Origin of the sequence: Glutamicibacter sp., from assembly GCF_050701915.1 — a bacterium.
Lineage (GTDB): Bacteria > Actinomycetota > Actinomycetes > Actinomycetales > Micrococcaceae > Glutamicibacter.
Map to the genome: position 1 here is coordinate 37,128 of NZ_JBOGEG010000023.1, position 21,040 is coordinate 58,167.

Sequence of the window (21,040 nt, forward strand, 5' to 3'; positions counted from 1 at the left end):
AGAATGTGATGCAAGGAAACCAATCTCGTGCACAACGCCCGTACAAGAATTAGGTACACGAGTTCTCTTGTTGGGAACAACGAGAAGAACCCAAAGTAAGGAATAGATAGTGTCTTTCGGATCGGATAGTCCGTTCGGGGGTCCGCCGCGGCCCCAAGAACCACAACGACCTTCCAACCCTTCGGGCAAGAAAGCCTCGCCGCTGACGCTGACCATCTTCGCGGTGGTCATCCTCGTCGCGGTCTTCGTTTTCTTGTCGAATTTCTACGCTGACATCCTCTGGTTCAACCAGCTGGGTTTCTCCCAGGTCTACTGGACTGAACGGATCTCCAAATTCGTGATCTTCTTGATCGCGTTGGTGCTGATGGCAGTTCCCATGTGGTTCTCGATGCGCAGTGCCTACAAGCACCGCCCTGTCTATGCACCCAACACGACCCGACCTGATTCCATGTCGCGCTACCAGGCCCAGCTGGAACCAGTCCGCCGTTTCTTGATGGTTGGCATTCCACTGGTGATCGGCATTTTCGCGGCCGTTGCCGTAGCCGGACAGTGGCAGACCATCTTGCTGTTCTTCAACCAGGTCGGCTTCGGAAGCACTGACCCGCAGTTCAACATGGATCTGGGCTTCTTCGTTTTCTCCCTTCCATTCATCGGACTGGTCAACGGCTTCTTGATTTCGGTCGTGCTGCTCAGCGGCGTGGCTGGTCTGCTGACTCACTACCTCTACGGCGGTATCCGTGTTGAAGAGCGAGGTGGCATTACCGTTGGCAAGGCTGCGCGAGTGCACACTGCAGTCGTTGTCGGAGTCTTCCTGATCTTCCAAGGTGTGAACTTCTGGATTGGCCAGTACGAGACCCTCACCGACCAGTCCGGCCGTGTCGCCGGTGCACTGTACAAGGATGTCCACGCTGTCATCCCTGCGCAGATGATTCTGGCCATCGTGGCAATCCTGATCGCCATCACCTTCGTCATTGCGGCGATCAACGGGCGCTGGCGTTTGCCATTGATCGGCACCGCCATGCTGGTAGCAACTATGATCGTTGCCAGTGGCGTCTACCCGTTCTTGGTCCAGCAGTACAAGGTGGTCCCTTCCCAAAGGGCGCTGGAGAGCGAATATATTGAGCGCAATATCGAGATGACGCGCTTGGCTTTCGGCCTGGATGAAGTCGAAGTTACTGACTACGACGCAAAAATTTCGACCGAGAAGAATGCGCTGGCTGAGGAAACCTCAACCACGGCGAATATCCGCCTGCTGGATCCAAACCTGGTTTCGGCTGCTTTCGCGCAGCTGCAGCAGTTCCGTGGCTACTACACCTTCGCCGAGACCCTGAACGTTGACCGTTACGAGATCGACGGCAAGGTGGAAGATACCGTTATCGCCGCCCGTGAAGTGAACGTCGACCCAACCGACACCTGGGTGAACCAGCACATTAACTACACCCACGGCTACGGCTTGGTGGCCGCCTACGGTAATCGTGTGGCTGCCGGTGGTCGTCCGGACTTCATGCTCGGTGGCATCCCAACCTCCGGTGATCTGATTACCGACAAGGATTACGAGCCGCGCATCTACTTCGGTGAGAATTCTCCGTCCTACTCCATCGTCGGCGGACCGGAGGAAGGGTGGACCGACCAGGAGCTTGACCGTCCAGGTACCGGTGGAGAGAACCAGGACACTCGCTATACCTTCCAGGGCGATGGCGGTCCGAACGTTGGCAACATGTTCAACCGCTTGGTTTACGCATTGAAGTTCGCCTCCACTGACCTGTTGCTCTCGCAGAACGTCAATAGCGAATCGCAGATCCTCTACGATCGTGATCCTCGCGATCGCGTGAGCAAGGTTGCTCCGTACCTGACGCTGGATTCCCAGGCATACCCTGCCATCATCGATGGCCGCGTGCAGTGGATTATCGATGGCTACACCACCTCGAATGACTTCCCTTATTCGCAGCAGCAGCAGTTGGATTCGGCAGTGACCGACTCGCTGACCAACGCTCAGGACCTGTCGTTGACTGGCAGGGTGAACTACCTGCGCAACTCGGTGAAGGCTACCGTTGACGCCTATGACGGAACGGTCAAGCTCTACGCCTGGGACACCGAAGATCCAATCCTGCAGTCTTGGCAGAAGATCTTCCCTACGGCTTTGAACCCGTTGGACGACATGTCGGCTGAGCTGATGGAGCACGTGCGTTACCCCGAGGACATGTTCAAGGTGCAGCGCGAAGTGCTGACCACCTACCACGTGGATAACCCGGATGCATTCTACGAGTCCAACGATGCGTGGGCCGTGCCGGATGATCCAACCTCGTCCGCCGCTGGCGTGAAGCAGCCGCCATACTTCATGTCATTGAAGATGCCTACTCAGGATGAAGCGTCGTTCTCGCTGACCTCGACCTTTATCCCTGCTGCCGCGGCCAATGGCCAGCAGCGCAATGTGCTGTTCGGCTTCCTTTCGGCCAATGCCGATGCCGGCTCCAATCCCGGGGAGAAGTCAGAAGACTACGGCAAGCTGCGCCTGTTAGAGCTACCACGAGACACTGCGGTACCTGGCCCAGGCCAAGCACAGCAGAACTTCGATACCAACACCCGAGTGACCACCGAACTGAACCTGCTGCGTCAAGGTGCTTCGGAGGTCAAGAACGGTAACCTCCTGTCGCTGCCAGTTGGCGGCGGTATCCTCTACGTCCAGCCGGTGTACGTTCAGTCCTCGGGTCAGACCAGCTACCCGACATTGCGTAAGGTTCTGGTCTCCTTCGGTGACAAGGTTGGTTTCGCCGATACCTTGGCTGAAGCACTGGATGAGGTCTTTGGCGGTGAATCCGGTGCAGTGACCGGGGAGACCGAAGGCGTCGCGCCAAAGGATGATCCTAAGGGTGAGAAGGAGCCAACCAAGACTGATACCGAGAAGCTCTCCGAGGCTCTGGCTGATGCGAATGAAGCCATCAAGAATGGCCAGGAAGCGCTGGCCAAGGGTGACTTCGGAGCCTACGGCGAATCGCAGAAGCAGTTGGAGGATGCCTTGACCCGTGCGATGGACGCAGATGCGGCCATCAACGGCACCGAGGTTGAAGGTGACGTGAAGCTGGACGACGGCCAGAATGAGGACGCCGCCCAGTCGCCAGCACCCGAGGACGGTGCTGAAGGCTAAGCATTAGCCCCAGCTGCCCGATTTGCTTTCACTCCGCGATGATGCAAGAATTGTCTAGTCATCGCGGGGTGGAGCAGTTCGGTAGCTCGCCGGGCTCATAACCCGGAGGTCGCAAGTTCAAATCTTGCCCCCGCCACGAATGGCAAAATGGAGATCCGAAAGGGTCTCCATTTTGCGTTAAGCCGCAAGTTGTTAGCTGCCAGGCCAGCACACGAGAATTGGTGTGAGAAACGCCGTCAACCCGTATGCGGGGAGCGAGCGGTCGTGGAAAGTAAATTTTCCCAATGCCAGCTGCCAAGGACATTGAGGAACTGTCCTCGCGGACAGCGCAAGCGGTCGCCGGCATCTGCGGAAGATGGGGTCGTAGGCAGATGCAGTGCCAGGCCGATCGCGGGGCCCCGGCGACTAGAAGGCCCGAAATCCCCTTTGAGCGGGCGATTGCGGTTGCTGCAAGGGCTCTCAGGTACGTTGGCGTGACGATTGCCTGCCGGAGTGGGCAATCATGTGGCGAAAGGCTTCTGGCGCCTTTGAACCCGGGTATCGCTGGCGCACGAACATATGGATAGCACCGAAGAATAATTCGGCTCAGGTGGGACATCCGGGAGCAGTGCGATTAAGGACAATCTTGTCGATTCGCTATTGAGTTCATTAGTTGGTAATGTTGTATTTACCGACGCGGGGTGGAGCAGTTCGGTAGCTCGCCGGGCTCATAACCCGGAGGTCAGAGGTTCAAATCCTCTCCCCGCCACGAAAGTGGAAACGGAGATCCGAAAGGGTCTCCGTTTTTGGTTTAACCGGAGTTCTCGGGTTGGCGCCGCTAGGGGACCGTGGGCAAGCTCCAGTAGGTACTCGATCTGAATCACGATGCTGGAAAATCGGTTAGGTCGCATCTCATCGAGTCGAGGTCCGTCGCCAGCAGGTCCGTAGTGTTGATTTCCATTCAGGCTCGCCAGATGAACCTGATAAGTTTTTCCTTCACCCAGGGACACAGCTCTCTGAGGTGACGAAGGGCACTGCCCCAGGATTAGCCAAGTCATTCACTGATTGGTAATGTTGTATTTACCGACGCGGGGTGGAGCAGTTCGGTAGCTCGCCGGGCTCATAACCCGGAGGTCAGAGGTTCAAATCCTCTCCCCGCCACGAAAGTGGAAACGGAGATCCGAAAGGGTCTCCGTTTTTGGTTTAACATGATTTCTCGGGTTGGCGCCGCTAGGGGACCGTGGGCAAGCTCCAGCAGGTACTCGATCTGAATCACGATGCTGGAAAATCGGCTACGTCGCCTCTTATCGAGTCGAGGTCCGTCGCCAGCAGGTCCGTAGTGTTGATTTCCATTCGGGCTCGCCGGATGAACCTGATAAGTTTTTCCTTCACCCAGGTGAAATTCCGAGGGAATGGTGCAATCTTCCATGCTTCAGGGGCACAGCTCTCTGGGGTGACGAAGTGCACTGCCCCAGGATTAGCCAAGTCATTCACTGATTGGTAATATTGTATTTACCGACGCGGGGTGGAGCAGTTCGGTAGCTCGCCGGGCTCATAACCCGGAGGTCAGAGGTTCAAATCCTCTCCCCGCCACGAAAGTGGAAACGGAGATCCGAAAGGGTCTCCGTTTTTGGTTTAAGCACTAAAGCAATTGGCTGGCAGCGCCTTCGCACTGCCAGCCAAATAACGATGCTTAGATAGCCGAGGGCCTAGCTTTCCAACGCATCGGCCTGCTTGGCCTTAAGGGCAGCCAGGCGGGCTTCAACTTCGGTCTGCTCGCCCAGATCTTCCAAGGACTCGAACTGGGAGTCCAAGCTTGATGCCTGCAATTCTGCAGCACCGCGAACGCGGGCTTCTTCGCGACGGACCTTTTCTTCGAAGCGACCAATCTCGCTGGACGGGTCCATGATGTTCACGGACTTGATAGCTTCATTGACCTGGTTCTGCGCGTGCGCCGACTTGGAACGGGCGACCAACTCATCACGCTTGCTTGCCAGTTCGGTGCGCTTTTCCTTCATCATGTTCAAGCCGCTTTTGAGCTTGTCCACGATTTGGCGTTGCGAAGCGATCGTCGGCTCGGCGGTCTTCATCTCGGACTCAGCCTGCATCTGGCGCTGGATGGCGACCTTAGCCAAGTTGTCGAACTTGGAGGCATCATCAGCATTGCCTGCGACACGGAACTCTTCTGCCTTGTTGGAGGCTGCCAGGGCCTTGTTACCCCACTCGGAAGCTGCCTGCTCGTCTTCGCGGAAGTCGTCTTCCAGCATGCGCAGGTTGCCGATGGTCTGGGCAATCGCCTGCTCTGCTTCAGCGATATTGTCGTTGTAGTCGCGCACCATCTGATCCATCATTTTCTGAGGATCTTCAGCTGCGTCGAGCATCGCATTGATATTGGCCTTGGCCAACTGGGAAATGCGTCCGAAGATTGACTGCTTGATCATGGTTGGACCTTTCTGTCCGTCAAGAAAACACTATGTACTTCAAAACTTCTGGTGAAACCAGTCCGGCAAGCTAGAAGTTGCCGCCTCCTCCGCCTCCGAAGTCACCTCCTCCAAAGCCGCCTCCGCCGCCGAAGCCACCGAAGCCGCCCCCGCCAAAGAAACCTCCGCCGTCTCCGCCATCGGAATGACCGCCATGGCCTCCGCCGCCGAGGATGGTATTGATCAGGATGCCTCCGAGCATTGCGCCACCGATGCCATCAAACATTCCGCCACCACGGCCACGGCCGTAGTTGCCGTAGTTTCCATAACCGCGGGAGTCGCCGACGCCGCCAAATCCGCTGACATCGCTTTCGGCCATCTGCGCCGCCTGGTCAGCTAGCTGAATGGCACGCTGTGCGGAACCAACAGCACGCAGCGGGTCGCTGCCGGAAAGCGCGCGGGCTTCATCGAAGGTGCGCTGCGCCTCAGCAAGGCGGGTGCGAGCCGAAGAACGGACACCACCGCGACGGGCACGAATGTAATCGTCGGTACCGCTGATACGCGATGCTGCGGTGTGCAATAACGAATCCAGCTGTGCCCGGGCTGACTGCTCCTGCTGGACCTGATTACGTGAACTTGACAGTGCACCTGAGAGCGGGCGAACAGCCTCATCGAGCTGGGTAATCAAAGCCAGCGGGTTGTACTTGCCGCTGCTCAATGCCTGCTTGGTATTGTTCAGGGTGCTCTCGACACCAGCCGCTGCACTTGAAAGTTCGGGATTCGACCCGTTGCCTACGAAAGCTTTCGCTTGCGCCAGGTCGCGTTCGGCCAGCGCAATTGCCGACTTCAAGTCTTGCTGGGCCTGCTCCAAGGCTTGGCCGGCTTTGTTGATGGCCTTGAGCAGCACATCGGCCTGGTCCTGGGCTTCTTCCGCATTCTGGATCAAGATCGCGGCATTGGATCGGTCATTGGCCAGTTTCTCGGATGCCTGCTTCAAAGCAGAGGAAGCAAAGGTCAGGCGCTCGGCCGCCTGGTCGGCGTTGTCCTTGATCTGCGATACTGCGCTGGCATCGTATTGGCCAGCGAGTCGTTCCAAATCTGCAACGCGAGCTGACAGCCTCTGGTTGAGAGGTTCCTGATTCGCCGAAACCTCAGTAATGCGATCCTCCGCATTCTGCTCCAGCTGACGCAACTGCTTGAACTCGTTGGCATGCGCCTGCAAGGAATTATTGACCTTTTGGCACCGGTCAATGATTTCATTCAGCCATGAACGCTGATCTTGCTCGGTATCTGGAATATCGTCATCCAATTGCTGCTGCAGGCGGAAGGATTCGGTCAGGTGATTCTTGGCCTGTTCGATATCTTCCACGTAGACCTGAATAGCCTGCTTGCCGTACTGTGCCTCGGCGAAGCCCAGTTCCTGCTGCGAAGAACGGATCGAATCATCCGCAGCCACCAGCAACTGGTCTGCCTGCAGGCGGAGCTTGTCCAGGGGAATCAGCTGCTGCTGCGGGGCAGGAGCACCGTATTGTCCTGGGTGCTGGCCAAAGCCCTGGCCGAGCTGAGAGGTCTTTTTCTTGCTGCGACGGGAAAGAAAAAGGAACCCAACCACAGCGACGGCACCAATGACCAGAACGACAGTTAGGAAGCCTCCGCCGGAGGAAGAGCCGTCGGGGCTGCCACCACCTTCGACGCTGCGCATACCGTCGATGGCGCCCTCAACAGCTCCGGCCCAGTCATTCTCGCCGAGTGCTGGGCTGATCTGGCTGCTGTAGATATCGGTGTCGGCCTTGGCAATTGGGCCGCCATCTGCACCGGCAAAATAGGCCTGACGGGTATCGGTTGCTACCACCAGGATGGAGTCAGCGCTGCCCAAGCCCTTTTGGTTGGCAACCTCGGTGGCCCATTGCTCGGCCTGGTCTGGGTTGGAGAACTCGTCGACGAATATCGCAAACAGGCTCAGTCCGGTATCGCTGCGAAGTTCTTTAATTTCGGACTCCAGGCGCGCTTCGTCCGAACCGAGCACGCCTGAAGAATCGACTACAAAGTCTCCGGGTGGAATTGTTACAGGCGATTCAGCCATCGCAGGTGCCGATAAGCCGAATGAGGCCACCGTTGCCAATATTGCTCCAGCAATGAGCCGTCGAGCTTTCATACGCATGTCTTGTTCCCCACCTGAAATGCATCAGTCAATCTAAAATCGGGAGAAACCCGATCTGGTGATCCCCGAGATTGGGTTCACACTTATGATTGATTCTATTTGGCCTAATGAACAACGTCTACGACATTCAGCTGGCAGAATAGTTAACTCACAGGCGGTGCTCAGACACCACAATTCGATGCCACAGACCAGAGTTGGATAATAGAACTCAAGAGATTCGACAGTTCGAAAGAGGCAAGCCATGAGCCAGACACCGAATGAGCCACGTGGGAACAATGCGGGCGATTCAGCAGAGCCAATGAACAACACCAACAATGATCCAGTTGCTTCGTCCGAACCTACGGTGCGCTATCCGCGAGTGAATCAGGCTCCAAGCGCCAGCGAGCATCCAACCAGCGCTTATCCAGCGCCGGCAGCTGCCAGCACGCAGAACTCGGCCCACTCCCACGGCCAGCATGCCGGTGCCCAGCAAGTCCAGAACGACTCTCCCTATGGTTCCCCTTACGGTACTCCGCCCAGCGGGTCTACGAATTACCCAATCCCACCCGAGAAGCCTTCCAAGGACAAGAAGTCCTTCTCCGGCAGCACGCTCATCGCCGGAATGGTCGCCGCGGCATTGGTCGGTGGCGTCACCGCGGCAGGCACTACCTACCTGATGAATGACAACGCGGGATCTTCCCCGGTCAGCAGCTCGCCACGCGAGGGAGTGGTGATTAACAACCCGGACAAGGTCACCGAAGTCACCGCCGCTGCCGCCAAGGCAAGCCCAAGCGTGGTGACCATCGAGGTCTCCGGCAACGGGGCCGGCGGGTCCGGCTCGGGCATCGTCATGGATAACAAAGGCAACATTCTGACCAATACCCACGTGGTTACCCTGGGCGGCGAAGTTGCCAATCCCAAGATTTCGGTCCAGATGAACGACGGCTCGGTGCACAGCGCCACCGTGGTCGGCACCGATCCACTATCGGACTTGGCGGTCATCAATATCCAAGCCGACGGCCTGGTGCCTGCTACCTTGGGTTCATCAGCCGAGCTGAATGTGGGGGATGCCGCTGTAGCCATCGGCGCACCGCTGGGTCTAAGCGGCACCGTCACCGACGGCATCATCTCCACCCTGAACCGCACGATCTCCATCGCTTCTTCGGCCGTTCCCAAGGAAAGCGACCAGAGCGAGGGCGGGGACGGCAACCAATTCAACTTCCAATTCCCGGGGCAGGAACAAGAACAGCAGCGTTCCAGCGGCTCGATCTACGTGAACGTCATCCAGACTGATGCGGCCATCAACCACGGCAACTCCGGCGGCGCATTGGTTAACGCCAATGGTGAAATCATCGGTGTCAACGTTGCTATCGCCTCGGCAGGCAACAGTGAAGAAGGCGGCTCGATAGGCGTGGGCTTCGCGATCCCCATCGACTACGCAAAGCGTGTTGCCCAGGAACTGATCGACAACGGCGTGGCCACCCACGGTCTGCTCGGTGCCACGGTGACCCCGCAGGGCGCGGCCGGTTCCAACCAGCAGAACGCTTCGGCGTTCTCGGTAGGTGCCCGCATCGTTGAAATTAGCCCTGACTCGGCAGCTGATAAGGCAGGCCTGAAGTCCGGTGACGTGATCACCGGCGTCAACGGCCGAGCAGTGCAGGACTCGCAGACCGTGACCGCGGCCATCCGCGAGATCCCGTCCGGGGGAGAAGTGGAGATCAGCTACCTTCGTAATGGTCAGGAACATACCGCAACGGCAACTGTCGGAGCGCTGTCAAATAACTAAACAATTCGTCATGATGACGCTGTGAAACAAGTGACGCGGGCTGGTGATCAACCAGCCTGCGTCACTTGTTGATCTGGGAGCGATAAACAACCGGTGAACTGCATTGTGTCGATACGATAGAGACTGAAGGAATTAGCCTGCTCCGGTGCCCGGCACCGGTGCGGGCATCGAAGCTTGTAGGAAGGCGCGAATGAGCGAGGAAAGCACCACGCCACTGAAAATAGTGGTCCTGGTCAAACACGTCCCAGATGTTCAATTTGACCGTCACATCGATTCGGGAACGCTGCGTCTTGACCGTGCAGAATCAGTCCTCTCGGAACTTGACGAATACGCCGTGGAAGCTGCTGTTTCCATAGTGGAAGCCAACGGCGGATTCGCCGCCGGGCATGAAGTCATCGCTGCGACCATGGGCGGCAAGGGATCAGGCAACTCAGTCAAGAAGGCCCTTCAGATGGGTGCCAGCTCCGGACTGCACCTGAACGATGAGGCCCTGGCTGGCTCCGACACCGTCGCCACGTCGAAAGCGCTTGCGGCACTGGTTGAACATGCCGGCAACGTGGATCTGGTTATTGCGGGCATGTCCTCAACCGACGCTGAAACCTCAGTGATTCCAGCCCAGCTCGCAGAGCGGCTGGGCTATGCGCAGCTGACTCACGCGCTAGCCGTTGAGTTCGACGCCGCACAGCGTGAACTGGCCATCAAGCGTGATCACCTGGACCGCACCTTGACCCTGAAGGCGAACCTGCCTGCGGTGCTCTCGGTCACCGACCAGGCCAATGAGCCTCGCTACCCGAATTTCAAGGCCATCATGGCTGCCAAGAAGAAGACCGTCACCGAGCTGGATCTGGCTGCTATTGGCCTGGACGCAGCCGCTGTTGGCGCCACCGGCTCGAACACCGAGGTTATCGGAGCTGAAGCCCGACCTGCGCGCGAAGCCGGAACTGTCATCAACGACAGCGGCCAGGCAGGCATCGCCTTGGTTGATTTCTTGGCCGAACAGAAGCTGATCTAAGGAATATTGAACATGCCTTCAGCACTAGTATTTTTCACTGAACTTTCCGCGGCCCCGTCCAAAGCCCAGCGCGAGCTGCTGACCTTGGCCTCCGGCTTTGAGAACCCGGCCGTGGCTGTTGCCAGCCAGGTCAGCGACGCAGCCCAGCAGGTGCTCGCTTCCTATGGTGTGGTGAAGCTTTTCACCGCTTCCAGCGATGCGCAGGCTTTCGGCCGGCACGAGATTTCCGTGCTTGACGCAGCCTTGCAGGTTACCGGCGCCGAATTGGTCTTGCTTGCCAACGACAACTTCAGCCGTGAACTCGGTGCCCGTTTGGCTGTGCGCCGCAACGGTGCGATTATCACCGATGTCATTGGCATCACCGGGGACCTGGTAGCTACCAAGGATGAACTGGCAGGAAGCTACAGCGTTCAGGCCAAGGCAACCAACGGCACCCTCTTCGCCACCTTGAAGCCGAACAGCATCGAGGACGCGCCAGCTGCTTCCAGCACCGTCTTGGCGGTAGAAGAACTGGCTTTGGAGAACACCAGTGATTCCAAGGTCCGTATTGCAGCGGCGGAGGCCAAGGTCGCGAGCGATCGACCGGCACTGACCGAAGCGCGCGTAGTGGTCGCAGGCGGTCGTGGGGTCAACGGCGACTTCGGCCCGGTTGAAGACCTCGCCGATGCCCTGGGCGCTGCCGTGGGCGCTTCTCGTGCAGCTACCGACGCCGGCTGGATCTCGCACGATGCGCAGATCGGCCAGACCGGTGCCACCGTCGCCCCGCAGCTGTATATCTCAGCAGGCATCTCGGGAGCGATCCAGCAGAAGGCCGGCATGCAGACCAGCAAGTTCATCATCGCCATCAACAAGGATGTCGACGCCCCAGTGTTCGAAATCGCAGATCTGGGCATCGTCGGCGACCTGGCCAAGGTTCTGCCGCAGGCAGCCGAAGAGATTCGACGTCGCAAGGCATGATCGATACAGCGCAATTCATTGGTGCAGGCACCCAGCGGGTCCTGGCCTTCGGCGCTCACCCAGATGATCTGGATTTCGGGGCGGCCGGCACAGTAGCGGCCCTGACTGCGGCGGGGGCAGAAGTTCAGTACTGCATCATGACTGACGGCGATGCCGGCGGTTTTGATGATCGAGATCCTGAAGAAACAGCTAAGCTGCGTCACGAAGAGCAGAAGCAAGCCGCCGCCAAGGTGGGCGTGAAGACCGTCCACTTCCTTGGTGAACGCGACGGCTTCCTGGAAGCCAACCACGATGTCATGCGCAAGGTGGTCCGGCTGATGCGCCAGGTGAAGCCAACCATCGTGATTGCCATGCACCCGGAGCGCAAGTGGGATCGGATTCAGGCTTCGCACCCGGACCATCTGGCCTGCGGCGAAGCGGTCACCCGTGCCATCTACCCGGCGGTGGAGAATCCGTTCTCCTACCCGGAGCTGCTGCATGATGAAGGCCTGGAAGCCTACAAGGTGCCTTGGCTCTGGTTGTGCGGCGCTCCGCAGGAACGCGAGAATGCCTATGTGGACATCACCGAATTCTTCGACAAGAAGATGGATGCCTTGCGTTCGCACTTCACGCAGCACCCGGATGTTGCCGCCATGGAAAACTATGTTTTGCAGCAGTGCGAGGAAAACGCCGTGCGTGGCCAGCTGGGCTCGGGCAAGCTTGCCGAAGCATTCCATGCAGTTGCGGTGAACGCCCGCGACACGATTGCAGGGTTCTGACGTTCCAGGCAATGGATACTGAAAAAGAGTTCGGGGCGAAGATCAAGAATTGATCTTCGCCCCGAACTCTTTGGCTAGCCAGAGGTGAGCTGCTAGCTCTCGTCTTCCGCTGCCTTGTCTTGGGCCAGCGGAAGGTCCACCGATGCTTCAGCATCTTCCGATGGAGCGTCAGGGATCTTGGACCCTTCAACGGTGATGTGAAGGGCAATCACGTCATCGGCTGGAGACAGTCCCGCCGCGGCATCTTCACCGGTGCTGGAAACGATCACGGAGACGCTGCCGGACTCATGCACGGCCCATGCAACATACTGTTCCGAGCCGTCCAGGGCCGGCAGCTCAGAGAGCTCCACACCCACAGCGTTTTCGGACTTCGAGGAGCTGAGCACCGCTTGCCCTCCGCTCTTCAACTCGACGGTCTGGGTGACTGCATCATCGGCTTTGGATGCCTTGGACGCCTTGGTGCCTCCATTGAGCAGGGAGAAAATGACCACCGCTAGGACAACGATGATGGCAAGTCCCGTGACTGCGAAGATCCAGCGCTTAGGCTTTTTCTTGGCGGCGCGTGAACTGCTGGCCACTTGGCTCACCAGATCTAGACCCAGGTTCTCGTCCTGGGGCTCGTCGCGGTGCTGAGAATGGCTACCGTTCATTGTCTTGGATTCTCCCGAAATGTAGTCGGCACAGTTCAATACCCGTAAAACTGCGGGTACAGACTCGAGCCTACTTTATAAAGATTAGGTAAAGCTGTATGCGTGGCGCTGGCGTGCTGGTACTTTATGCGCCAGCGAAGCCGTGCTGGCGCCAAGCTTCGAAGGCAACAACCGAAGCGGTATTGGCCAGGTTCATCGATCGGCGGCCTGGAAGCATCGGCAACCGGACCAGGCCGTTGACGCGCGGATGCTTCTTGTCCTCCGCGCTCAGACCAACCGATTCACGGCCGAAGAGCAGGATGTCGCTGGTCTCGTAGTTGATATCCGAGTAGACGGTGGTGCCTTCGGATGTGAAGGCAAAGACCCGGCCTTCGCCCAGCGCTTCAAAAGCAGCGTCAAGATTTTCATGCACCGTGACGTAAGCCAGATCATGGTAGTCCAATCCTGCGCGACGCAGGTTGGCATCCTCGAAGTTGAAGCCTAGCGGCTTGACCAAATGCAGTTCTGCGCCGGTGATGGCAGCTAGGCGGATAGCGTTGCCGGAATTACCCGGGATCTCTGGGGCATTGAATACGATACGAAACACTCAACCAGTTTAAGCTCTCACCAACAAGAATTATGCCATTGACCTTAGTACATCGCTTCACGTAACTGCGCCAGGGCCAGGCGATCGACGACATTCGGTGATGGGCCAGAGCCCAAGAAGAGCTTCAACTCGCGCATCAATCCGGCCGCATTGAGCACATTCGGAGTCGACGCAAGTGTTGGATCGGCATTGCGTCGGTATTCAATGACCGGTTCGTGGTGATTGCCGTTGGAAGAAAGCACCAGGGTGAACGCAACTACGTTCATCTGCATGAATTGCCGTTGCAAACCGGAGATGGAGAACTGCGGAGGCTGCGTCAGCTTATTGCCGTGGCGCAAGACATTGCCATCAAAGGAATAGTAGCCATCGGGAAGAGTCATCGTGTTGATCACTGCCATGCGGTAACCGGCAAACAGCACATGATCGTAGTGCCCCGACGCCGGCGAACGCAGGCCATTGACCAAACGGGCCGCTGGCAAGATGTTCAGGACATTCTTGGAAAGCAGGTTGATGGTCTGCGCCTCGCGGATCAGCCGCGCACGGTTGGAGAACAGACCGCGTTTTCGGGGCTCCCCGTGCACCCGCTGCTCGCAAACCTTTTTGTCCAGCAACGTAAAAGACGTATCCGAAAACGGTGGAACATATTCGGTGGGTAACTGGGCCTTGGGCTGTTGAGGGCTCTTTCGCAAGCGTTCGTCAAAGGGACGGGCGCTGAATCCGGCGCGTGGAGCGTTGCCCGGGGCTTGGAAGGTCTGCTCATAACCCAGCGGAGACGCCATCTCGTTGAGCTGCTGGAAAGCGCGCTGTACTTCCTTGAACTTTTCTTCGCTGCCACCGAGATCCGGATGGGTCGCGCGAGCGGCCCTTCGGTAAGCGACCTTGATATCTTCCATGCTCGCAGTGGGCGCGACACCAAGAATTTCGTACGGGCTTGGTGTGCTCATTGAACGGAAGAATCCTCTCGGTGAAAAAGACCGGATGGTCAGTGTTCACCAGTTTAGCGAACCCAACCCAGCAAATTCTTTGTAGAAGCGTCAAGTTGCTGGGTAATCTCTATGCTCATGAGCTCGTTTGTTCGCGCCGGAAAAATCCGGATCATCTTTCACCCCGCCTCAGGCCGAGGACGGGGCATGCTCCGCGCCCAGCAGCTTGCCCACGCGCTTGGGAAGCTTGGGCTGGATCATGCGCTGGTTGATACCTCGGCGACGAGCGTTGAACAGGTGGGGGACCAGCTCAGAGCTTCGCGTGCGATCATCATCATTGGCGGTGACGGGCTGATCCACCACAGCATCCAGCATGTTGCGCGAACTTCGATTCCCGTCGGTGTCATCCCGGCCGGCAGTGGCAACGACTTCTGGCGCATGACAGGGGACGCGAACGCAGAAGAATCATTGGCCAAGGTGATTGCATTCTGCAAGCAGCCGGGAGCAATTACGCCCATCGACGTGCTGGAGCTACGGTTTGACCAAGCCGGTAGAACACGGCGCTATGCACTGGGCGCAGTGTCCTGGGGCTTTGAAGCCACCGTCAACGCGAAAGCCAACGCGTTGCCACGCCAGCTAGGAGCACTGCGGTATATCGCCGGATTGATCCTGAGCATCCCCCAGCTGCGCGGATGCCCTAGCGAAGTAAGGGCCGACGGGCTGAGATTCAGTGGAAGTGTCCTGGCCGCCAGCGTGGCGAACATCAAATCACTAGGTGGAGGAATCGGGCTGTTCCCACATGCTGACTTCACCGACGGCACCGCGGAATTGGTTATCGTACGGGGGCCAAGGATTCTGCGGGTCCTTCCATATCTGGCAAGGATCCTCACCGGCGCACCGCACCCATGGAAAGTCAGCGCAAACCTCACGCAGGCCCGAGTAGAGACATCCCGGCACAGCTATGCTGACGGGGAATGCGTGGGGGATGGGCCCTTCGACCTATCTGTTATTCCCGCGGGGATCCAGCTGATTTCCTAAACCGATAGTCGCAGAAGAGCATGCTGTCCTCTTCAAATAGGGAATGCAGCTCGAAGGCGTGGAAAGCCTGCCGATCGTGAACCGCTATTCTCATGCCATCACCTGCCACAACCACCGGGGAGTAGCTGATGCAAGCCGAATCCACGGCGCCAGCCGCGGCGAACTGCCCGAAGACATGAGGACCGCCTTCAGCATGGATGAAGCCGTACCCCTCGGAATGCAGATAAGCGACAATTTCCTGCGGATCACACCCGCCGTCGGTGTCAGAAACCTGCACGAGAGTGACATTGGGGCCAAATGACCGACGCTGCTCGTCAGTGACCTGAACGCTAGTGAAAAGCAGAACAGGAACCGGGGATTGGACAAACACCGGGGCCGTTGGCTCCAGATGCAATCCTCGTGAAATGAGCGCCAGCACGGGCTGTGATGGCAGGCCATGCTCGATACGCCACGCCATGTCCTCGGCGGACAGGAGCTGGCCTTCGTACCCTTCGGAACGAACTGTTCCAGCACCCACCATGATCACGTCGGCAAGCCGGCGCAAGAGCGCGAAAACCCTCCGATCGCCCGGGGAACCCAATGCTGCGGAGAGTCCATCAGCCTGGGAACTCCCGTCGATGCTGCTGACGAAGTTGAAACGCACGAAAGGGCGTTGCTCGCTGGAGTAGCGCTCAAGCAGGAACTGGTCATCAACCTGATCTGCAGGTTGGGGAAGCAGGGCACGCATCTGGAAAACTCCTTACTTGCTGACTTCGCGTTCTGGGTGAGCAGGAGGATTAACTTCCCCCATGTTGTGGATCTGGTAGGCAGGCTCCCTCCACCCTTGCGCTGCTTCGAGCAGGCGTACTGTCTGCACCGATTCAGGAATATTGTGCATCCGCAAAACACGGGCACCGTTCATGGCGCAAATCGTAGCTGCCACCATGGAACCAACCATGCGCTCGGCCTTCGGCAAGTTCAAGGTTTCGCCAATGAAGTCCTTATTCGAAACCGCTGCCAAGGCCGGGTAGCCCAAATCAGCGAAGGCTTGGAACCCAGCGGTCAGATCCAACGTGTGGCGGGTGTTCTTGTTCAGGTCATGGCCCGGATCAACAATGATCTTTGCCGGAGAAACACCAGCGTCCAACGCAATTTGGATTTTCGCCAGCAGATACTGGCGGATCTCGGCCACCACATCGCCATAGCGAGGGCGCGGGTAAATGGTGCGGGGCTTGGCTAGCGAATGGGTGATCACCACGTGCACATTGTTCTTGGCCACCACCTGAGCTAATCCTGGGTAGGAAAAGCCAGTGGTGTCATTGATGACATCAGCGCCGGCATCAATGGCAGCCTGCGCCACCTGTGGATGGAAGGTGTCGGCAGAGATAATCACCGAACTGCGCTTACGCACTTGATGGATAACCGGCACAATTCGCTCTGCTTCCTCCTGCCACGGTAGCTCTGGGCCCGGGGAGAAGGGAACTCCGCCTATATCCACCCAATCAGCCCCCGCTTCGACCGCACGCATGGCAGCGGCCACCGCATCATCCAAGCCAAAGGTCGACCCGGCATCGTAGAAAGAATCCGGGGTGCGGTTGATCACGGCCATCACCGCGATCCGTTTTGAGAAATCCAAGGAGCGCTGGGCGAAATCATGGACGGGAACCAAGAAGTCAGGCTTGAACATGCAGGAAGGCTCCCTTAGCTGGATTCGACAGGTCATCAGTTGTTCCTCTATTCATACCACCGACCACGGTTCGGAGACAGAATTCGCCCGCTGATCTCGCTAGGCTTAGATCATGCAGTTTTCACACCTCTCCGCAGAACATGGGCAATGGATCGCCGCCGCTTGTGCCTCAGCCGACCCCAGCACGGTAGTAGCCCAAGTCCCTCATGGCTATGAACGCTATGTTCGCATCCTGCACCCGGCCTTGGATGAAGATGACCAGCTGGTGCGCTGGGAGACAGTGGCGAAGAGCCGCAAGCACATCATCACCGCCGCGGATCTTTTTGAAACCGTGGCCGGACTGGACGCGCAAGGCAATCCCGCAACGGAAGATGCCTGGGTAGACACCGATCTGCCGCTGGACCAGCTCCCAGGATCGCAATGGCAAGCACTAGCCGCCGAACTGGTCGAGGTTTCCGCCAAAGACCAGAAGTTCGTGGTGGGTTTGTGGGCCGGTTACGCCTTTATCGAGGGCGGGGAGCGCATCCAGATTGAGCGCGAGCCGGATCCTGCATTGAGCGATGACGAGAACCAGCGGGTTTACGAGTTGGCGCTCGCCGAGGCGCAGAAACCTGCCTTTGGCCCTGGGATCATCCAGGCAGAACCGTTTGCCCTGGGTGGCGGATACCGGAACTACCACCTGTTCGAAGCGGACGCAGAGTTCCTGGCGCAGCCCGAATGGGCGAGAACTGCCGACGGCGCCCAACGCCAGCGCCCGGCTCTGGCTTTTGCGGCAGACCGCTCTTGGATGCTGTCAACCGAACCATTTGATGACTGCACCATCCTGGGTGGTCCAGCTTCATTGATTGAAGCGATCTTGGACAATCCGGTGCTGGAAGCAATTGAGGTCGGCCAATTCACACGGATCGGCCATTCAAACTAGGGCGCCCAACCCCGTACCATTGAAGTGTTATGAATACTTCCGCCGTATACTTGGATCACGCGGCAACCACCGATCTGAATCCAGCAGCTCTGGCTGCCATCACCGAACAATACTCCCGCACCGGAAACCCGTCTTCTCTGCACGGGGCCGGACGACGCGCGAACCGTGCGGTGGATGATGCCCGCCAGGCTATCGCCATGGCCGCCGGAGCGCATTCCAGCGAATTGATCTTCACATCTGGTGGAACTGAATCGGATAATTTGGCGCTGAAGGGATTGTTCTGGAACCGCGTGGCTTCCAATGAGCAGGCGCGTGCCATTGTGCTCACCGGCATTGAGCACCACGCGGTCCTGGATACGGCTACCTGGTTGCAGGACCATGAGCATGCCACCTTGCTGTGGCTAGCCGTGGATGAAGACGGTGCAGTTGACCTGCAGGCGGCCGAAAAGCTGTTTGAAGAGCAGCATGAGCGGATCGCGTTAGCGACCTTGATGTGGGCCAACAATGAAGTCGGCACCGTTCAGCCGATTCGTGAATTTGCTGCCTTGGCTGGCAAGTACGGGATCCCGGTGCATTCGGATGCGGTTCAGGCCTTTGGCGCGGTCGAGGTCGACTTTGCCTCCTCGAATCTGGCGACCATGGCGATTAGCGCGCATAAGATCGGTGGCCCGGTAGGCATCGGAGGACTGCTGGTTCGCCGCGATATCGTGCTCACCCCGGTCCAGCACGGCGGTGGACACGAACGCAAGCTGCGTTCGGGAACCTTGAACGCTGCCCACGCGGCCGGCTTTGCCGCTGCGGCTACGGCGGTGCGTTCTGAATTGCGGCAGGAAGCCGCGAGGCTGAGCGAACTGCGTGAATACGCGGTTGAGAAGATCAGCGGCTTGATCCCGGAAGCGGTGCTGAACGGTCCACGGGATCAGGGTAATGAGGGCAAGCGCCTCCCGGGCAATCTGCACTTCACCTTCCCGGAATGCGAGGGGGATTCCTTGCTCTTCGGCTTGGACATGGTTGGCATCGCATCGTCCACCGGTTCGGCGTGCACCGCTGGTGTTCCGCAGCCTTCGCATGTTTTGCTGGCTATGGGACGCGATGCGCGCACCTCACGCAGTGTGCAACGCTTCACATTGGGGCATACATCCACACGCGCAGACGTTGACGCATTATTAGAGGCTTTGCCCCAAGCGTATGCTCAGGCAAAGAAGGCTGGCATGGCAGCCGATGAAAGCAGCATCCACACGGCAGGAACAGGTTTTACACGATGAAAGTACTAGCAGCGATGTCCGGAGGCGTGGACTCGGCGGTGGCCGCAGCCCGCGCAGTTGAAGCCGGCCACGATGTCGTCGGCGTGCATCTGGCCCTGTCTCGCATGCCAGGCACCCTGCGCACCGGTTCGCGCGGTTGCTGCACCTTGGAGGACTCCAACGACGCATGGCGTGCCTGCGACAAGCTGGGCATCCCATACTACGTTTGGGACTTCTCGGACCGCTTCGCAGAAGACGTGGTGCAGGACTTCGTGGATGAATACGAGGCTGGCCGCACCCCGAACCCCTGCATGCGATGCAACGAGAAGATCAAGTTCGCCGCCCTGCTGGAAAAGGCACTGGCCTTAGGCTTCGATGCGGTATGCACCGGCCACTACGCCAAGGTGTTGCGCGATTCCGAAGGCAACCCGGAGTTGCACCGTGCCGCAGACTGGGCCAAGGACCAGTCCTACGTTTTGGGCGTGCTGACCCAGGAACAGCTGGAGCACTGCATGTTCCCGCTAGCCGAGACTCCATCCAAGGCAGAAGTTCGCGCCGAAGCCGAAGCGCGCGGACTGACCGTGGCGAACAAGCCAGATAGCTATGACATCTGCTTCATTCCTGATGGCGATACCCGTGGTTGGCTGGCTGAACGCATCGAGATGAAGCCAGGCGAGATTGTCGACCACGAGGGCAATCCGCTCGGTGAGCACGAAGGCGCCCAGGCCTTCACCGTTGGCCAGCGCAAGGGTCTTCGCTTGGGCCGCCCGGCTGCCGATGGCAAACCGCGCTTCGTCCTGGAAATCCGCCCAAAGGACAACAAAGTCATCGTCGGCCCAGAGGCCCTGCTGGCTGTGGACCAGCTGCGCGGCATCCGCATTTCGTGGGCTGGCCTGCCGATTGCGGAAGTCTTCAGCGGAGACAAGTTCGACTGCATGGTGCAGGTGCGCGCGCACGGCGATCCGGTCGCTGCAGTGGCCCACATGGAGCGCTCCGAAGAAGGCCGCGACGAGTTGGTTGTCAACCTTCCCGAAGGCATGCGTGGAGTCGCACCAGGCCAGACCATGGTCGTCTACCAGGACAGCCGAGTGCTGGGCCAAGCGACCATCGACTCTGCTCGTTCCAGCGCCTGGGATTCCAGCAAGGTCAATTAATTAGCCAAGACAAGAAACCCTTGGTTCAGTTCGAAATAGTGAACCGAACCAAGGGTTTCTCTGCGTCGTGATTCAAGCTAGACGAACGATCAGTTGCGGGGGAACTTGATGCCCACCGGCAACGGCCGAGCGGGCTCGGTATTTTTCGCACGGCACTGCCTCCGGTCTGCCTCCAGTAGCCGAATGGGGCTTGCTGGCGTACTAGGCGGGTTTGACTCACCTGGCCTGGCCATTGAATCAGGCTGCCACGCCCAGAGCGCCACAGAATTTCCTGGCCGCCAGTGCACTGGCCGCAGTGATCAAGGTGGATTGGAATTTTCGAGGGGACGCTTCGGCGAAGGGTCAGCAGCGGCAGCTGGGTAGTGATGGGACGCTTCGTCGAGAACAACGGATCATTCCAGCCGGCCGAATCGATTCCATCCAATCCGAAAGGCTGCTACGAACTGGATGCGCGAGCGGGCTCCGGCGGCAAATCCCAAGCCCCCGGCTGGGTCCTGCCCAGGGCACGTTGGTGGAACCTGAACTGGATGATGATGGAAACCATCCGATGGCATCCACTTGCATGACCGTCGCGAAATGGTCGCACAAGGTGCGATCGCAGCGAAATGGCACGAGAATAACGCAACGGCGAAGGGCGCCGGACCAGGATTGGTCCGGCGC

General features: G+C 58.5%; 17 protein-coding genes and 4 tRNA genes. 14 read left to right on the forward strand and 7 right to left on the reverse strand.

Annotated elements, in window-relative coordinates; all coding sequences use genetic code 11:
- Positions 1-109 precede the first annotated feature (109 nt).
- The 5 genes from ACRDT3_RS13275 (at position 110) to ACRDT3_RS13295 (ending at position 4,717) form a co-directional block, all read left to right on the forward strand.
- Positions 110-3,145: a UPF0182 family membrane protein gene (locus ACRDT3_RS13275; protein ID WP_431493427.1), complete on the forward strand. Its 3,036-nt coding sequence runs from the start codon at positions 110-112 to the stop codon at positions 3,143-3,145.
- Between the two features lie 62 nt (positions 3,146-3,207).
- Positions 3,208-3,281: transfer RNA gene (locus ACRDT3_RS13280), tRNA-Met, on the forward strand.
- A gap of 538 nt (positions 3,282-3,819) precedes the next feature.
- A tRNA-Met gene (locus tag ACRDT3_RS13285) sits at positions 3,820-3,893 on the forward strand.
- 318 nt (positions 3,894-4,211) lie between these two features.
- Positions 4,212-4,285, forward strand: a tRNA-Met gene (locus tag ACRDT3_RS13290).
- 358 nt (positions 4,286-4,643) lie between these two features.
- A tRNA-Met gene (locus ACRDT3_RS13295) sits at positions 4,644-4,717 on the forward strand.
- Between the two features lie 116 nt (positions 4,718-4,833).
- Here the strand turns inward: ACRDT3_RS13295 and ACRDT3_RS13300 are convergent.
- Both ACRDT3_RS13300 and ACRDT3_RS13305 read right to left on the reverse strand, forming a co-directional pair.
- Positions 4,834-5,565, reverse strand: a complete 732-nt coding sequence (locus ACRDT3_RS13300) for a PspA/IM30 family protein (protein WP_431493428.1) — start codon at positions 5,563-5,565, stop codon at positions 4,834-4,836.
- Between the two features lie 70 nt (positions 5,566-5,635).
- Positions 5,636-7,627, reverse strand: coding sequence for a TPM domain-containing protein (locus tag ACRDT3_RS13305; RefSeq protein WP_431493429.1), 1,992 nt, complete (start codon positions 7,625-7,627; stop codon positions 5,636-5,638).
- 319 nt (positions 7,628-7,946) lie between these two features.
- Here ACRDT3_RS13305 and ACRDT3_RS13310 point away from each other — a divergent pair, with 319 nt between their 5' ends.
- From ACRDT3_RS13310 to ACRDT3_RS13325, 4 genes are all read left to right on the forward strand, one after another.
- Positions 7,947-9,470: a S1C family serine protease gene (locus ACRDT3_RS13310; protein WP_431493430.1), complete on the forward strand. Its 1,524-nt coding sequence runs from the start codon at positions 7,947-7,949 to the stop codon at positions 9,468-9,470.
- 190 nt (positions 9,471-9,660) lie between these two features.
- A complete protein-coding gene (locus ACRDT3_RS13315) occupies positions 9,661-10,482 on the forward strand; it encodes an electron transfer flavoprotein subunit beta/FixA family protein (RefSeq protein ID WP_431493431.1) in 822 nt (273 codons plus the stop codon).
- A gap of 12 nt (positions 10,483-10,494) precedes the next feature.
- On the forward strand, positions 10,495-11,439 hold the full coding sequence (locus tag ACRDT3_RS13320) for an electron transfer flavoprotein subunit alpha/FixB family protein (RefSeq protein ID WP_431493432.1): 945 nt from the start codon (positions 10,495-10,497) through the stop codon (positions 11,437-11,439).
- Entirely contained in the window at positions 11,436-12,197 is a 762-nt protein-coding gene (locus ACRDT3_RS13325) for a PIG-L deacetylase family protein (protein WP_431493433.1), read from the forward strand. The genes ACRDT3_RS13320 and ACRDT3_RS13325 overlap by 4 nt, the downstream gene beginning before the upstream one ends.
- 92 nt (positions 12,198-12,289) lie before the next feature.
- Here ACRDT3_RS13325 and ACRDT3_RS13330 read toward each other — a convergent pair whose 3' ends face one another.
- From ACRDT3_RS13330 to ACRDT3_RS13340, 3 genes are all read right to left on the reverse strand, one after another.
- The gene (locus tag ACRDT3_RS13330; protein WP_431493434.1) at positions 12,290-12,847 is read right to left on the reverse strand and encodes an anti-sigma factor domain-containing protein; all 558 of its coding nucleotides are present in this window, start codon (positions 12,845-12,847) and stop codon (positions 12,290-12,292) included.
- A gap of 124 nt (positions 12,848-12,971) precedes the next feature.
- A complete protein-coding gene (locus tag ACRDT3_RS13335; protein WP_431493435.1) occupies positions 12,972-13,433 on the reverse strand; it encodes a tRNA (cytidine(34)-2'-O)-methyltransferase in 462 nt (153 codons plus the stop codon).
- A 44-nt stretch (positions 13,434-13,477) separates the two neighbouring features.
- Positions 13,478-14,377: a J domain-containing protein gene (locus ACRDT3_RS13340; protein ID WP_431493436.1), complete on the reverse strand. Its 900-nt coding sequence runs from the start codon at positions 14,375-14,377 to the stop codon at positions 13,478-13,480.
- A 117-nt stretch (positions 14,378-14,494) separates the two neighbouring features.
- Between ACRDT3_RS13340 and ACRDT3_RS13345 the strand changes: the two genes are divergently transcribed.
- Positions 14,495-15,394: a diacylglycerol/lipid kinase family protein gene (locus ACRDT3_RS13345; protein ID WP_431493437.1), complete on the forward strand. Its 900-nt coding sequence runs from the start codon at positions 14,495-14,497 to the stop codon at positions 15,392-15,394.
- On the opposite strand, the gene ACRDT3_RS13350 is transcribed toward ACRDT3_RS13345, so the two are convergent.
- Entirely contained in the window at positions 15,363-16,121 is a 759-nt protein-coding gene (locus tag ACRDT3_RS13350) for a dihydrofolate reductase family protein (RefSeq protein ID WP_431493438.1), read from the reverse strand. The genes ACRDT3_RS13345 and ACRDT3_RS13350 overlap by 32 nt on opposite strands.
- Before the next feature lie 12 nt (positions 16,122-16,133).
- Positions 16,134-17,060 (reverse strand): dihydropteroate synthase, encoded by a 927-nt coding sequence (folP, locus tag ACRDT3_RS13355; protein WP_431493439.1) that lies wholly within the window; start codon positions 17,058-17,060, stop codon positions 16,134-16,136.
- A gap of 112 nt (positions 17,061-17,172) precedes the next feature.
- Here folP and ACRDT3_RS13360 point away from each other — a divergent pair, with 112 nt between their 5' ends.
- The 4 genes from ACRDT3_RS13360 (at position 17,173) to ACRDT3_RS13375 (ending at position 20,946) form a co-directional block, all read left to right on the forward strand.
- Positions 17,173-17,982 carry a hypothetical protein gene (locus ACRDT3_RS13360; protein WP_431493440.1) on the forward strand — a complete coding sequence of 270 codons (810 nt, stop codon included), beginning with the start codon at positions 17,173-17,175 and terminating at the stop codon, positions 17,980-17,982.
- Positions 17,983-18,011: 29 nt separating this feature from the next.
- Positions 18,012-19,247, forward strand: coding sequence for a cysteine desulfurase family protein (locus tag ACRDT3_RS13365; protein ID WP_431493441.1), 1,236 nt, complete (start codon positions 18,012-18,014; stop codon positions 19,245-19,247).
- Positions 19,244-20,380, forward strand: a complete 1,137-nt coding sequence (gene mnmA / locus ACRDT3_RS13370) for a tRNA 2-thiouridine(34) synthase MnmA (RefSeq protein WP_431493442.1) — start codon at positions 19,244-19,246, stop codon at positions 20,378-20,380. Before ACRDT3_RS13365 ends, mnmA begins: the two co-directional genes overlap by 4 nt.
- Before the next feature lie 365 nt (positions 20,381-20,745).
- Positions 20,746-20,946, forward strand: a complete 201-nt coding sequence (locus ACRDT3_RS13375; RefSeq protein ID WP_431493443.1) for a hypothetical protein — start codon at positions 20,746-20,748, stop codon at positions 20,944-20,946.
- The last annotated feature ends 94 nt before the right edge of the window (positions 20,947-21,040 follow it).

Excerpts from the sequence above, each read along its gene's own strand:
- ACRDT3_RS13375 (WP_431493443.1), top strand. The coding sequence starts at position 20,746 with ATGGGACGCTTCGTCGAGAACAACGGATCATTCCAGCCGGCCGAATCG.
- ACRDT3_RS13310 (WP_431493430.1), top strand. The coding sequence starts at position 7,947 with ATGAGCCAGACACCGAATGAGCCACGTGGGAACAATGCGGGCGATTCA.
- ACRDT3_RS13300 (WP_431493428.1), bottom strand. The coding sequence starts at position 5,565 with ATGATCAAGCAGTCAATCTTCGGACGCATTTCCCAGTTGGCCAAGGCC.
- ACRDT3_RS13345 (WP_431493437.1), top strand. The coding sequence starts at position 14,495 with ATGAGCTCGTTTGTTCGCGCCGGAAAAATCCGGATCATCTTTCACCCC.
- mnmA (WP_431493442.1), top strand. The coding sequence starts at position 19,244 with ATGAAAGTACTAGCAGCGATGTCCGGAGGCGTGGACTCGGCGGTGGCC.
- ACRDT3_RS13305 (WP_431493429.1), bottom strand. The coding sequence starts at position 7,627 with ATGGCTGAATCGCCTGTAACAATTCCACCCGGAGACTTTGTAGTCGAT.
- folP (WP_431493439.1), bottom strand. The coding sequence starts at position 17,060 with ATGTTCAAGCCTGACTTCTTGGTTCCCGTCCATGATTTCGCCCAGCGC.
- ACRDT3_RS13325 (WP_431493433.1), top strand. The coding sequence starts at position 11,436 with ATGATCGATACAGCGCAATTCATTGGTGCAGGCACCCAGCGGGTCCTG.
- ACRDT3_RS13350 (WP_431493438.1), bottom strand. The coding sequence starts at position 16,121 with ATGCGTGCCCTGCTTCCCCAACCTGCAGATCAGGTTGATGACCAGTTC.
- ACRDT3_RS13360 (WP_431493440.1), top strand. The coding sequence starts at position 17,173 with ATGCAGTTTTCACACCTCTCCGCAGAACATGGGCAATGGATCGCCGCC.
- ACRDT3_RS13315 (WP_431493431.1), top strand. The coding sequence starts at position 9,661 with ATGAGCGAGGAAAGCACCACGCCACTGAAAATAGTGGTCCTGGTCAAA.
- ACRDT3_RS13330 (WP_431493434.1), bottom strand. The coding sequence starts at position 12,847 with ATGAACGGTAGCCATTCTCAGCACCGCGACGAGCCCCAGGACGAGAAC.
- ACRDT3_RS13320 (WP_431493432.1), top strand. The coding sequence starts at position 10,495 with ATGCCTTCAGCACTAGTATTTTTCACTGAACTTTCCGCGGCCCCGTCC.
- ACRDT3_RS13340 (WP_431493436.1), bottom strand. The coding sequence starts at position 14,377 with ATGAGCACACCAAGCCCGTACGAAATTCTTGGTGTCGCGCCCACTGCG.
- ACRDT3_RS13365 (WP_431493441.1), top strand. The coding sequence starts at position 18,012 with ATGAATACTTCCGCCGTATACTTGGATCACGCGGCAACCACCGATCTG.